Origin of the sequence: Streptomyces sp. MBT53 (genome assembly GCF_016654115.1) — a bacterium.
Lineage (GTDB): Bacteria > Actinomycetota > Actinomycetes > Streptomycetales > Streptomycetaceae > Streptomyces.
Map to the genome: position 1 here is coordinate 13,930 of NZ_JAEQAZ010000068.1, position 12,443 is coordinate 26,372.

A 12,443-nucleotide genomic window follows, 5' to 3' on the forward strand; every position below is an offset into this window, starting at 1 on the left:
CGCCGACATCGATCTGTTCGAGCCTGGGAGTCAGGCCCGGGGTGTCACGGCTTGCGGGCGAGGCCGCCGTGCTCGCCGATGGGTTCCGGAGCCGGGCTGGTGGATTCCGGACGCCAGAGGGGAACCGAGACCACACCCGGGTCCACCAGTTCCAGGCCGTCGAAGTACGCCGTGATCTCGTCGATGGTGCGCAGGTTGTAGGGGACGGCACCGCTCTCGTTGTAGGCGTCCTGCGCCTGCTCGAAGACCGGGTCGATGCCCCGCGAACCGTCGTTGATGGAGAGGTAACTGCCGGACGGCAGCGCGTCCATCAGCCGGGTGACGATGGAGAGCGCCTGGTCGTGGGTGGCGACATGGCCCAGGATGTTGCTGAGGATGAGCGCGGTGGGCTGGGAGAGGTCCAGCGTCTTGGCGGCCTCCGCCAGGATGCGGTCCGGGTCCGTCACATTGGCGTCCACGTAGGCGGTCACCCCCTCCGGCGTGGAGTAGAGCAGCGCGTGGGCGTGCGCGAGGACCATCGGGTCGTTGTCGACGTAGACGATCCGGGCCTCGGGGGCGATTCCCTGGGCGACCTGATGGGTGTTGTCAGCGGTCGGCAGGCCGGTGCCGACGTCCAGGAACTGCCGGATGCCCGCCTCGGAGACCAGGTACGTGATGTTGCGGCGCAGGAAGGCGCGGCTGCTGCGGGCGATGGTGACGATGCCGGGAAAGACGGCGGTGTACGCGTCGCCGGCCTCCTCGTCCACGGGGTAGTTGTCCTTGCCGCCCAGCCAGTAGTTCCAGATCCGGGCCGAGTGCGGCACCGATGTGTCGATCTTCTGCTGTGCGGCCGGTCCGGGGGTCATTGCTTGGTCTGGCATGGGTAGCGTTCGTCCTTCACCTGAGGTGTGCGGTGTCCGCCGCTCAACCTACGTCCCAACGGCCCGGCCGCGTAAGCCAGTTCATGTCTCCGGTGGAGCCGAGTGCCGGTCCGTGCACATTCCGTGACCCGGGGCCGCTGCCCGCCCCGGGGCGGCCCGGGAGCAGTGGTTATCCTCACAAATGGTACCCATAGGGCTTTTTCGTGGCACTGGTCACGTCGCGAAACGGCCGCCTCGTCTACGTTCGCAGCTCTGTGCCCCCGCCCCCGAACCGCCGAGGCCCCATGTCGTACCGACCGAATCCCCGCCCGACCACGCCGACCGCGAGCACGCCCGCCCGACGCGGCAGGCGCACGGCACTCCTCACCGGAGCCGTGGCCGCCCTTCTCGCGGCCGCCGCGGCCGGTCCCGCCGCGGCCGCCGGCACCACGCAGACGACCGCGACGACCCCGCCGAGCCAGGCACGCCTGACGACCGCCGTGCTGGACCTGGACCACCCCGACCGGAGCCCACAGGTGCGCGGCAAGGACGTCCCCTACGACACGGCCAGCATCATCAAGGTCGACATCCTCGCCACGCTGCTCCTCCAGGCCCAGGACGCCGGACGCGGTCTCACCCAGCAGGAACTCACCTGGGCCACGGCGATGATCGAGCACAGCGACAACGACGCGGCGACCGCACTCTGGCGGCAGATAGGCCAGGCCGCCGGCCTGGAGGCGGCGAACAAGCGCCTGGGTCTGTCCGCGACCGTGGGCGGATCCGGCGGCAAGTGGGGACTCACACAGACCACGGCGACCGACCAGATCCGCCTGCTCCACGCGGTCTTCGCCGCGGACGGGACCTCTTCCTCCAGCGCGTCCGCACTGACCACGACGTCCCAGAGCTACATCCGTACGCTGATGACCCGCATCGCCGCCGGACAGTCATGGGGCGTCTCGGCGGCCTCCGACGCCGGGTGGGCGCTCAAGAACGGCTGGCTGCAGCGCAGCACCACCGGCCTGTGGGACATCAACAGCGTCGGAGAGGTCACCTCGGGAACACACCACTACCTCGTCGCGGTCCTCTCCAACGGCAACGCCTCGATGGCGGGCGGTATCGCGGCGGTCGAGAGCGCGGCCCGCACGGCGGTCTCCTCGGTGCAGGCGGCCGGCTGACAGCGCACCTCGCCGCACTGGTCCTCCGGCGATTACTCGGCTGCGACATCGGTGCCGCCCCGTGGAACTCACGGACGTCGACACGGCCAACTCCTACGGCGACCAACCGCGGTTCGACCGCCCGGGAGCACCGCCCGTAGCGGAACGGGCGTCGGCGAAGGAACTCGTGGGGCGGGCCATCGCCGCCAGGCCGAGCGCACATCACGAGGACGGTGGAGCGCAGTCTGCGCCGCCTGGGCACCGACCACATCGACATCTACTACGCCCTCTCCACCTACGCCGGTTGGCAGTTGACGGAAGCCGTCCTCACGGCGGACCGGCTCGGGGCCCGGCGAACCGTCTGCCATCAGGTGCTCTACAGCCTGGCGCTCGCAGCTCAAGGCTGTCGACGCGCTCGTTCCCGTTCCACGCGGCCCTCGGGACTGAGGGGCGTCACGCTGTCGCGCGGGCCAGCGCCTCCGAGACGAGCCAGCCGAGGACCGGATCGGGCTCGCGAAAGAACTCGGGGTGCCACTGAACGTCCGGGACGTTCTCCCCGACGACTCCGTCACCCGCGCGGGCCACGACCTGAACTCCCGTGCCGGGGGCGTCGACAGCCTGGTGGTAGCTGTTCACGGTCGTCACCGCAAACGGCGGAGGACATGCGCACTCCTCAAGGATGGACACCGCCCCGTCCCCTCGCCCCGCCGTGCGGGCCGCAAGGTTTTCGCAAGGCGACCCCGCCACCATCGAGAGCGCACGACGTGTTCAGGTCATACGGAAAGGTACGAGCGTGAGAATGCTCAACAGATCGGCCGTCGCTCTCGTGATGAGCACGCTGTTCCTCGCTGTCGGCGCCGCCGGAGTCGCCACCGCCGCTCCCGCGGCACCCAGCACTCCTCAGGTGGCGCTCGGAGGATGCAGCAGTTTCCCGCCCACCCCGTGCGGTGAGGTACAGAACAACTCGAACCGAACGGTCCGTGTGTCCTTGAACTGGACCTGTACCGCGGACACCGGCAACATCGGCTCGACCTGTCCGAAGGACATCAAGTCCGTTGCGGCGGGCCACCACATCGGTGGTGGCAGCGTCGACGTCGACGCCTTCGAGGTGCCGACCGGTTGCACCTTCGCGTTCGACATCGACGGTCTGAATCTGACCCGGGGCGCGGGCTGGTACAAGTTCTCCAGCCTGAACACCGTCACCATCCACCGGGCCACCTGCTAGGGGTGTTCACCTCGCCCTGCGATCGGGCCTTCTCATCCTGGTGAGAGCACTGGGCAGTTGGCGCCTGTCAAGCACGCCGTATCGCCTGCCGGCGAGGGAACGGCAGGAGATACGGCATGCCTGGGGACCTCGGAGTCGGTGCGCAAGGTTTTCGCAAGGTCGGTGGTTCAGCGTTGGTGTCATCGAGCACGGACGATCGGCACCGCATCAGCGCCGGAAACGCGGAATCGGCGTCGGAATGTTCTTCATGACGGAGGGAGCCAGCATGACCATGAAGAAGGCAGTGGCGGGGTGGGCGGCGTTCGCGGCCGTGAGCGCGGTGGTGGTGAGTGCCCAACCGGCGGCCGCCGAGACGACCTTGCACGGATGTGTCTATCCGCGGGTCTGCTTCTATCTGACGGAAGCCCAGTTCACCGCCGGCAGTCCCACGGCCGCGTACCAGGACGCGGACTACAACCAGACGCTCGGTTCCAAGAGCAAGGGGGCTGATGTGGTCTACAACTCGCGCAACGACGACACGGTCCTTCTGCGAATCGGTACCACGAGTACCGCGATCTGCCTGGATCCGAACACCACCTTGCACAACGACGCGACCGTCACGGTGACAGCCATCCGGATCCGGTCCAACCCCTCGTCGTGCAGCGACCTGCTGGTGACGTGGCCGTCGAGTTGATCGTCGAGCGGTCGTCCGGGAGTCGGAGCGACGTACCCAGTGAAGAAGGGGATGCATGGTGAATTTCAGAACGCGGGCTTCGCTGCCGAAAAGGCTGGCCGTGGTCGCCGTATCGGCCTCCGCCGCCCTCATCGGTTTCTCGGCTGTTCCTGCCCAGGCGCTGACCTACGACTTGAGCACGACCGGCGCCGCGGGTTCCGTCACCTATGTCGGGAACGGGGACTGGTCGCTCCACGCCCATGACCCGCTCACCGACGGCCACTGCGCTCGCTTCCAGGTGAAGGACACGGACGACACCAGTTGGCGGTGGTACGGAGACATGGTCTGTACGTCCGCCGATCAGTACGTGACGGGAGCACGCTCGTTGTGGTCCGTCCGTATCTGCCGGACGGGAATCGGGAACTGCTCCGCCGCCGTCAAGCTCTGACCCGTTTCGTCGGCGGGCAGGCTCGTGCATGCGGTGGCCCGGCACGGTCGGCGGGTCACCGCACGTCGAGCATCTTGCGGATGTCCTGGGCGCGTGGGGAGTTGAGCGCGGTGTAGAGGTCGAGGGCCTTGGACAGATGGTCGGCGACCTTCTCCGGCCGGCCGTTGTCCCGGAGGACGGCGGCTGTTCCGAGGTGGGCGCGGGCCTGTTCTTCCTGTTCCTCGATCTCAAGGGCGACATCCAGCGCCTGGGCGTGCGCCTCGAGCGCCTCGGTGCCCTGTCCGAGTCCGTTGAGCGCTTCGCCGAGTCCGTTGAGGGCGCCGGTCTCGCCGTAGCGTTCGCCGATGTCGCGGAACGTTCTCAGGGCTTCTCGCTGGTGCTCGGCTGCTTCCCGATGGCGGCCCAGAGCGCTGAGCGCGTTGCCCAGGTTGGACAGTGCGTGTCCGGTTCCGGCGGGGTTGGTCAGCCGCCGGAACAGTGTCAGGGCCCGCTCGAAGTAGCCTGCTGCCGCCGTGTGGTCGCCCTGCCGCGCCGTGAGGATGCCGAGGTTGCCGAGGGCACTGGCCTCCCCGAAGGGGTGGTGCGCGGCCCGGTACAACTCAAGGGCCTGCTCGTAGCGTTCGGCCGATGCGGTGAAGTCCTCCAGCAACTCCAGCACAATGCCGAGGTTGTTGAGGACGTCCGCTTCGCCGTGGGCGTCACCGGCCGAGCGGAAGAGCGCCACCGCCTGCTCGTGGTGTTCGGCGGCCTCCCGGTAGCGTCCGCGCAATTCGAGCAGGACACCCAGGTTCGTCAAGTGCCGTGCTTCTCCGGCCGGATGGTCGGTGGTGCGGCACAGGGCGAGAGCGGTGTCGTGGAGCCGGCGCGCGCTGTCGTAGTCGCCGAGCCGCCGGTGGACGGCGCCCAGGCAGGCGAGGACGTCCACTTCGCCGCGCGTGTCGCCGGCCGACCGGGCGGCTCGTAGAGCGTGGGTGTGGATGGTGAGGGCGTCCGTGTAGTGCCCTGAGCGCTCGTAGTGGCGGTGCAACGTGGTGGCGATGCGCACCGTGTGGTCGGTAGGTCCCGGCTCCTCGGTACGGGAGCACAGCGCTACGAGGGTGGGTTGCGTGGCGGTCAGCCAGGCGCGCGCCTCCTCCGGGGTCCGCAGTGGTGGCAGTCCGGTGCCGGGGTGCTCGCTGGCGGGGCGCAGGTGGCGTTCGGCGGGGTAGAGGAGGTCCATGGCGGCCGCGGATGTGGCGAGGCAGTGGTCGAGCAGGCGGGTGAGGGCGGCCCGGTGTTCGGCCGGCGTGTCGTGCCGGGCGGTGAGATCTGCGGCGTAGGCCCGCAGCAGGTCGTGCATGGCGTACCGGCCGGCCGCGGTGCGGTTGAGCAGGTGCGCCCGGGCCAGCACGTCGAGGGCCTGCCGTACGGTGTCCACGGGCTCGTCGGCCAGTGCGGCGGCCGAGTGGGCGTCGATGTCGGGTCCGGGGTGCAGTCCGAGGAGCCTGAAGAGGCGGGCGGGCAGGTCGGCGAGGCGGGCGTAGGACCAGGAGAAGACGGCGCGGACGGCGGCGCGGGGATCGTCTCCCAGGTCCAACAGGTCCAACCGCCTTTGGTGGTCAGCGAGTTCGGCCACCAGACGGGCCAGCGTCTCGGTGGGCCTGGACAGGACCAACTGCGCCGCCACCCTGAGGGCCAGCGGCAGCCGCGCGCACTGCTCCGCCAGATCCGTGGCGGCGGGGCGCTCCGCTTCCAGTCGTTCACCGATCAGCGCCCGCAGCAGCTTGAGGGCATCGGAACGGGAGAGCGCGTCGAGCACCACGGGGTGTGCCCCGTGCACCGCCACGAGCCCGCTCAGCGAGTCCCGGCTGGTGATCAGCACGCGGCAGCGGGGGTTGCCCGGCAGCAGATGCCTGACCTGGGCGGTGGAGGCGGCGTTGTCGAGGATCACCAGCAGCCGGCGTCCGTCGAGGGCGGTGCGATAGCGCGCCGCCCGGTCCTCCAGCCGCAGCGGGATCTCCGGCCGGGGCACACCGAGGGCGGTCAGGAAGCCGGTCAGCGCCTGGGCGGCGGAGACCGGCTGGTGCGGGTCGTACCCCCTGAGGTCGACATACAGCTGCCCGTCGGGAAAGGCCTCCCGCGACCGGTGCGCCCAGTGCACCGCGAGCGCGGTCTTGCCGACGCCCGCGGTGCCCACGACGGCGGAGACGGTCGCTTCGGTGTCGCCCGCGGCGCCGCCTTCGTCGAGCAGGACCCGGGTCAGGGCGGAGAGTTGGTCGTCCCGTCCGGTGAAGGGCCTTATGTCCATGGGCAGTTGGGCCGGAACGGGAGCTGCGGCCGGTGCAGCGACCGGCCGCGGCCTTGTCGGTGTGTCGGTGGTCAACTCCTCGTACACCGAACGCAGTTCGGGTCCGGGCGCCAGGCCCAGCTCGTCGGCCAGCTGCGCGCGAATCCTGGTGTAGACGTGCAGCGCGTCCGTACTTGAGCCGGTGGCCGCCAACGCGCGCATCAACAGCATGGCCAGCGGCTCGGACAGCGGATGTTCGGCCAGCAGGGGCCGCAACAGCTCCGGCACGCTGTCCGAACCGCCCTGCCGCAGCGAGCCCTGTGCCCAGGCGCATGCCGCCTCGATCCGTTCCTGCCCCCAGGCCGCCCGGACGCGCTCCGCCCAGGCTCCGGGCAGTCCCGCCAGCGCGGGGCCCTGCCACAGACGCAGCGCCTGTTCGAGGAACTCCGCACGTTCTGTGTCGGAGTACGCCGGCTTTCGCCCCTGGGCCACGAGCCGGCGGAACTGGATCAGGTCGACGGCGTCGTCGTCCGCGTTCAGCCGGTAACCGCCGGACACCTTCTCGATGTGGATCGACGGGTTGCGCGCCCCTATGCCGCTCTCCTCGGCCGCGGCATCGTCCAACAGCCGCCGCAGACGGCTGACATGGGAGTAGACCACCGAGCGCGCGCCGCTGGGCGGATCGCCGTCCCAGAGCCGGTCGATGAGCGTTTCGACAGCCACGGGCCGTCCGGCGTCGGCCGCCAGCGCGGCCAGGATCACCCGCCTGCGCGGCTGTCCCGGATCACGCTCGCTGTGCGCGACGCGCAGATGCATCGGCCCGAGCAGAAGGAGCTTCAACAACCCTCCATCACAAGATTTTCGCAAGACGGATCCTAGATCCTCACATGGTGGGTCGTCAGGGAGACAGTCCGACCCAACTGCCGTACACGCACGGGACATTGACGATGCGACAGAACGTGACGGAACGCCAACTTGGGGCGAGGGCTCGGCCGTTCCCGCCGGTCGGCAACGCGGGAAACCTGCTCGCCACCCACCTCGGCCCGGGCCGGCAGACAGTGGTCCCCGACGCGAGCTGGCGCCGCCTCCTCCGCGACAGCGCACGCCGGGCCGACTTCGGCGGACCGATGGTCCTGGGCGCGGACCTGCTGCGGCTGCCCGTACGACGGCGCGGGCCCCACAGATCCTGACCGACCCGGTACCGCACAGAGGTTCCGCATTGCTTGCGCCGCGCGACCGATCAACAGCGCGTCATGGCTCTCGCCTCGCCGGGAATCGCCTGTTACCGTCCGACTTAATCGATCTAGCTTCGGGGTGGCGCCCTGCATGGCACCCCGGACGACGGCCACTCGACGGAGAGTGAAATGGACCCTGTCTCACAACAGCGCAGCACCTACGAAGCGGTCCTCCGGCTGAACGACGCGCCGTTCATCACCGAGCGCCCGGCGATGTTCAGCCCGGCCGCCGCGGCCCAGGACGTGGGCAACACGCGGGGCACCTACGGCCGCTTCGCGCAGCTCCTGCTTCCCGAGCAGTACACGGACTGGGTCGAGGAGAGCGCCGCCCATGTCGGCTCGTGCTACGTCGGCGACTGGACCTCGCTGCACAAGGTCAAGGTGCACGGCCCGCAGGCACTCGCGTTCCTGAGCCGGCTGGGGATGCGGGACCTCTCCCGTTTCGAGGTCGGGCAGATCAAGCACCATGTGCAGCTCGACGAGAACGGCTGGGTCGCCTCCGAGGGCGTGCTGTGCCGGCTCGGACCCGACGAGTTCGTCTACACCGCGGGCAGCTGCGACTGGCTGTTGTGGCAGCTGAGTCAGGGCAGTTGGGACGCGGCGGCCACCGACATCAGCCCCGACGTGTTCATCTTCGGCGTCCAGGGCCCGGCATCCCTCGCCGCGCTGGAGAAGCTGACGGGGGACGACCTCGGCGACATCGCCTTCAGCCGCAGCCGTATGTCCACGGTCGACGGCGTCCCGGTACGGGTCCTGCGCACCGGGATCTCGGGTGAACTCGGATACGAACTGCACGGGCCGACCGCGCACGCCAACGACATCTGGGCGGCGGTCGTGGCGAGCGGGCAGGACGTCGGCATGCGTCAACTCGGCTTCCGGGCCCAGCCTGTTCAGCACATCGAGGCCGGGATCGCGACCAACGGGCTGGACTATCTGCCGGCGTCGATCCTCACGCCGGGTGCGCCGAGGCAGTTCCGCAAGGGCGAGCCGACCGGCAGTTTCGTCCCGACCGGTGGGGTGACCGACTACTTCCGCAAGCCGGGCGAACTCGGCTGGGGTTTCCGCAAGGGCGTCCCCGACCGCGACTTCATCGGCCGGGACGCACTCGTCAGGGATGCCGAAAGCGGCGTACCCACAAGGCAGTTGGTGGGTCTGCGCTGGAACGGACAGGACGTCGCCGGCATCCTCACCTCGCTCCTGGGCGAGGCCGAGCCGCCGGACCAGATGGAGCTGCCGCGCGGACGCGGCCCCCACTTCGACCAGGTTCTGATGTCGGGCGAGCCGGTGGGTGTCGCCACGGGGCGGACGGTGAGCCCGACCCTGCGGGCGATGATCTCCCTCTGTGTGCTCGACCCCGCGCACGCGACACCCGGCACCGAGGTCGTCGTCCTGTGGGGCCGCCCGGGTACCCCGCAGCGGGAGATCCGCGCGACGGTCACGGCGCTGCCCTTCAAGCCGGACAACCGGCGCACCGACGTCACCGATCCCGGGTGAATTAGCGTGAAGTCGGGGGCCGGCGGATGTCGAGAACGCTGCGCCGGCTCCGTCCCTGGGGTGGATGGCGACAACTTCTCTGGAGGACGGTCATGCGAGCGAGTGAGATCACCGAGATTCTGGAGCGGCCGATCAGCCGGGAGCTGCTGGCACGTGATGTGGTCCGGCTGGCGTACGTGGCCAAGGACGGCACGCCCCGGAACGTCCCGATCGCGTTCACCTGGAACGGCTCGGAGATCGTCATGTGTACGACGAAGAACGCCCCGAAGCTTCCGGCACTGCGGGCGAACCCGACGGTCGCGCTGACGATCGACACCGAGGTGCATCCGCCCAAGATCCTGCTGATCCGCGGTCGGGCCGAGCTGGATGTGGTGGACGGCATCCCGGAGGAGTACCTCCAGATCAACGGCTCGTACGAGATGACACCCGAACAGCGGGTCGAGTGGGAGGCCGAGGTCCGCTCCCTCTACGACGGCATGGTCCGGATCGTGGTGACGCCGACGTGGGTGAAGCTGATCGACTTCGAGACGACCCTGCCGAGCGCGGTCGAGGAGTTGGTGAAGCAGCGGGCGGAGCGCGAGCAGGTCTGATCGACGCGGGCGGGCGTGGATCAGCGGGCGATCGAGATCGCGAAGGGCGCGAATCCGCCGGACCGGATCACGTGCGGTACGAACAGGATCGCCGCCTCGACAGCCCGGGCGGTCTCGATCCCGCCGAGGTCCGTGATCCACTCCTGGCGCCAGCCGAGGTCCAGGAGAAGCCCGCGGACTACCTGCTTGGCCTCCGGGTCCGTGCCGGACAGGAACGCGGTGGGCGTCTGGGCGAGTGCGGCGGGCGCGGTCATCACCGTGTGCAGCATCGTGTTGAGCGTCTTGACGACGTGCGTCTCGGGCAGTGCTTCTTGGAGTCGCTCCGCGAGGCTCGATCCGGGGTAGAGCAGGTCGGCGGGCAGTCCGTCGGGTCCGTCGACGGTGGCGTTGGTGACGTCGACGAGGATCTTGCCCCGCAACTCCGTGCGCAGTGCGGTGAGTCGTTCCAGCGAACCGGCGCCCGGTGTGGCGTTGATGACGATGCTCGCGGTTCGGATGGCGTCGGCGGCGGCGTCCGGGGCGCGGGTCGCCACGGTCACCTTGTGTCCGGCCCGGGTCAGGGCGGTCGCCAGGCCGCCGCCGACCCGACCGCCGCCGAGAATCGTGATGTCACTCATGCTGAACTGTTCCTCTCGGTGATGGGGGTTTGGTCAGTGGTCAGCGGGTGAGCGTTGCCACCGCGTCCGCGTGCACACCGGGTGCCGCGGCCAGGAAACTCTCGCTCGCCGGAGTCCAGGGACGGCCCTCGACGTCGGTGATCCGTCCGCCGGCCTCGGTGACCAGCAGCGCCCCGGGAAGCATGTCCGCGCGGGCTCCGGCGAACTGCCAGAAGGCGTCTGTCCGGCCGGCCGCCACGTTCACCAGATGCAGGGTGGCGGGAACGGCGGTCCGCACCACGAGCGCGTCGAGGAGCATCTCGGTGATCGAGGAGCCGACGCGCCGCACGACCTTCTCGTCCTCGTCCGGCCTGGCCTGGCTCGTGGCCACGATGGCCAGACCGAGCTCCGGGGTCCGCGACACGTGCAGCGCCTGGCCGTCGAGGTGAGCGCCGGCGCCCGTGAGCGCGGTGTACGTCTCGCCGGCCAGCGGCAGATGGACGACGGTGAGAACCGGCTGGTTGTCGCGGACCAGGGTGGCGGTCACCGCCCACTCGGGAAGTCCGTGCAGGTGGTTGACGTTCCCTTCGGCGGGGTCGACCACCCACCATTCGCCGTCCGGGAGGGCGCCGCCCTCCAGCTCCTCCTCCACCCAACGGGCGTCCGGGCGCAGGGCGGTGAGGCGGGGGCGCAGGATGTCGAGGACCGCTTCGTCGTTGGCGGCGAGCGCGTGCATCAGCTCGTCGAGGGTCTTGTAGGGGACCACGTCACCGAAGCGCTCCCGCAGAGCCGCCCCGGCCGCGCGTACGGCGAGCGCGGTCTGTGCGAGCAGGTCGGCGTCGGTGTTCGGCATGGATTCAGGCATGGCGGTGCTCCCAACTGAACGGCGGAGATCGGGGTCTACCGGGCGAGAACCGGTTGTGTCGGTGCCCGTGTCTCGACGGTAGGAGAGGGCATCATTAACAGCAAGTGCATGTGAAGCACGGCTAAGATGACTCCCATGCAATTGGATCTGAACCTGCTCGCCGCGCTCGACGCCCTCCTGGAGGAGGGCAGCGTGGCGGGCGCCGCCGACCGCCTGCATGTCACGGCCCCCGCGATGAGCCGCAGCCTCGGCCGGATCCGGCGTACGACGGGCGATCAGATCCTGGTGCGCACAGGGCGCACGATGACCCCGACGCCGTACGCGATCGCCGTGCGGGAACAGGTGCACGACCTGCTCCAGCAGGTCCGGGGAGTGCTGGCGCCGAGCCGTGAACTCGACCTCGCGACCCTCGAACGCACCTTCACGCTCCGCTGGCACGACGCGCTGGTCGCCCTCGGCGGGCCCACGCTGCTGGCCGCCGTGCGCGAGCAGGCACCCGGCGTGCGTCTGCGCTTCATCGCGGAATCGAGCATCGACACACCGGAGTTGAGGCGTGGTGAGGTCGACCTCGCCGCGAACGCCGACGGCCCGGCCGCACCCGAGATCCGCGCCGAGCGGGTGGCCGAGACCCGTCATGTCGTCGTCGTACGGCGGGGGCACCCGCTCACTCGCCTCAAGGCTGTCGGCGCCGCGCGGTACGCCGCGGCGGAGCACGTCACCGTCTCTCGGCGCGGAAGGCTCGGAAACGTCCTCGACGACGCTCTCGCGCGGCTCGACCTCACCCGACACGTGGTGGCGACCGCGCCCACGGAGAGAGCTGCCTTCGAGTTCGTGCGGGGCTCCGATCTCGTCGTCACCGCCCCGGAATCCACGGCGCGTTCGGCCGCCGCGGATCTCGGTCTGGTCCTGCTGCCGCTCCCGCTCGACCTTCCGCCGGCCCCGGTGTACCTGTCATGGCATCAGCGCTACGACACCGATCCCGCACACGTCTGGCTGCGAGACCTGGCCAGGGCCGCGCTGACCGGTGCGATGAGCGGGCCGAGCCGCACGGCACCGTGACAACCGATGACGCGAGGCAC

13 protein-coding genes are annotated in these 12,443 nt (G+C 69.8%); 8 read left to right on the forward strand and 5 right to left on the reverse strand.

The window, feature by feature from the left end; all coding sequences use genetic code 11:
• Window positions 1-44: 44 nt before the first annotated feature.
• Window positions 45-860 (reverse strand): SAM-dependent methyltransferase, encoded by an 816-nt coding sequence (locus JHN45_RS24550; protein ID WP_201050657.1) that lies wholly within the window; start codon window positions 858-860, stop codon window positions 45-47.
• Window positions 861-1,144: 284 nt separating this feature from the next.
• Here JHN45_RS24550 and JHN45_RS24555 point away from each other — a divergent pair, with 284 nt between their 5' ends.
• On the forward strand, window positions 1,145-2,014 hold the full coding sequence (locus JHN45_RS24555; RefSeq protein WP_201050658.1) for a serine hydrolase: 870 nt from the start codon (window positions 1,145-1,147) through the stop codon (window positions 2,012-2,014).
• Window positions 2,015-2,446: 432 nt separating this feature from the next.
• Here the strand turns inward: JHN45_RS24555 and JHN45_RS24560 are convergent, their stop codons facing one another.
• A complete protein-coding gene (locus tag JHN45_RS24560) occupies window positions 2,447-2,629 on the reverse strand; it encodes a hypothetical protein (RefSeq protein ID WP_200711463.1) in 183 nt (60 codons plus the stop codon).
• A gap of 163 nt (window positions 2,630-2,792) precedes the next feature.
• Between JHN45_RS24560 and JHN45_RS24565 the strand changes: the two genes are divergently transcribed.
• From JHN45_RS24565 to JHN45_RS24575, 3 genes are all read left to right on the forward strand, one after another.
• Window positions 2,793-3,218 carry a hypothetical protein gene (locus JHN45_RS24565; protein WP_200711462.1) on the forward strand — a complete coding sequence of 142 codons (426 nt, stop codon included), beginning with the start codon at window positions 2,793-2,795 and terminating at the stop codon, window positions 3,216-3,218.
• Window positions 3,219-3,483: 265 nt separating this feature from the next.
• On the forward strand, window positions 3,484-3,891 hold the full coding sequence (locus tag JHN45_RS24570) for a hypothetical protein (protein WP_200711461.1): 408 nt from the start codon (window positions 3,484-3,486) through the stop codon (window positions 3,889-3,891).
• A 55-nt stretch (window positions 3,892-3,946) separates the two neighbouring features.
• Entirely contained in the window at window positions 3,947-4,318 is a 372-nt protein-coding gene (locus JHN45_RS24575; protein WP_200711460.1) for a hypothetical protein, read from the forward strand.
• A 55-nt stretch (window positions 4,319-4,373) separates the two neighbouring features.
• Here JHN45_RS24575 and JHN45_RS24580 read toward each other — a convergent pair whose 3' ends face one another.
• Complete coding sequence (locus tag JHN45_RS24580; RefSeq protein WP_201050659.1) at window positions 4,374-7,424, reverse strand: tetratricopeptide repeat protein; 3,051 nt, start codon at window positions 7,422-7,424, stop codon at window positions 4,374-4,376.
• Between the two features lie 107 nt (window positions 7,425-7,531).
• Here JHN45_RS24580 and JHN45_RS24585 point away from each other — a divergent pair, with 107 nt between their 5' ends.
• The 3 genes from JHN45_RS24585 (at window position 7,532) to JHN45_RS24595 (ending at window position 9,903) form a co-directional block, all read left to right on the forward strand.
• Entirely contained in the window at window positions 7,532-7,774 is a 243-nt protein-coding gene (locus JHN45_RS24585; RefSeq protein ID WP_234468225.1) for a hypothetical protein, read from the forward strand.
• 174 nt (window positions 7,775-7,948) lie between these two features.
• Window positions 7,949-9,313, forward strand: a complete 1,365-nt coding sequence (locus tag JHN45_RS24590; RefSeq protein ID WP_201050660.1) for an aminomethyltransferase family protein — start codon at window positions 7,949-7,951, stop codon at window positions 9,311-9,313.
• Between the two features lie 92 nt (window positions 9,314-9,405).
• Entirely contained in the window at window positions 9,406-9,903 is a 498-nt protein-coding gene (locus tag JHN45_RS24595; RefSeq protein ID WP_201050661.1) for a pyridoxamine 5'-phosphate oxidase family protein, read from the forward strand.
• A 20-nt stretch (window positions 9,904-9,923) separates the two neighbouring features.
• Here JHN45_RS24595 and JHN45_RS24600 read toward each other — a convergent pair whose 3' ends face one another.
• Together JHN45_RS24600 and JHN45_RS24605 are read right to left on the reverse strand one after the other, a co-directional pair.
• The gene (locus JHN45_RS24600; RefSeq protein WP_201050662.1) at window positions 9,924-10,520 is read right to left on the reverse strand and encodes an NADPH-dependent F420 reductase; all 597 of its coding nucleotides are present in this window, start codon (window positions 10,518-10,520) and stop codon (window positions 9,924-9,926) included.
• Between the two features lie 40 nt (window positions 10,521-10,560).
• Window positions 10,561-11,364, reverse strand: coding sequence for an inositol monophosphatase family protein (locus JHN45_RS24605; RefSeq protein WP_201050663.1), 804 nt, complete (start codon window positions 11,362-11,364; stop codon window positions 10,561-10,563).
• A 135-nt stretch (window positions 11,365-11,499) separates the two neighbouring features.
• Here JHN45_RS24605 and JHN45_RS24610 point away from each other — a divergent pair, with 135 nt between their 5' ends.
• A complete protein-coding gene (locus JHN45_RS24610) occupies window positions 11,500-12,423 on the forward strand; it encodes a LysR family transcriptional regulator (protein ID WP_201050664.1) in 924 nt (307 codons plus the stop codon).
• The last annotated feature ends 20 nt before the right edge of the window (window positions 12,424-12,443 follow it).